This window comes from Tritonibacter sp. SIMBA_163, assembly GCF_046535935.1.
Classification (GTDB): domain Bacteria; phylum Pseudomonadota; class Alphaproteobacteria; order Rhodobacterales; family Rhodobacteraceae; genus Epibacterium; species Epibacterium scottomollicae.
In genome coordinates this window covers 1-285 of the sequence record NZ_JAWJBP010000295.1, presented here as the reverse complement: position 1 = coordinate 285, position 285 = coordinate 1, and the positions used below count along the sequence as shown (strand labels likewise).

Here is a 285-nt window from a genome sequence, read left to right as displayed (position 1 = left end):
AGTGGGGTCAGACACAGGGCAGCGCGCCAGGGCAACGCGCTGTCGTTGCCCGCCAGAGAGGTCGGAGGGCCTGCGGTCGCCATAGGGACCGAGGGCCGTGGCCTCCAGAGCGGCATCGATACGGGCCTCGCGATCAGACTTTGACCGTTTTCTGATTTCCAGCGGGTAGCCCACGTTACGGCGCACCGTCATATGCGGCCAGAGCGCGTAGGACTGGAACCCATACCCGATGTTGCGCTCTTCCGGCGGCACAATCAGGCGCGTGTCTGCGTTGGCGACCTCGCG

Annotated in this window: 1 protein-coding gene; it reads right to left on the bottom strand. The window is 66.0% G+C overall.

The window, feature by feature from the left end:
* The coding region (locus tag R0J92_RS22460; protein ID WP_411053288.1) for an ATP-binding cassette domain-containing protein at positions 1-285 on the bottom strand (285 nt) is incomplete at both ends.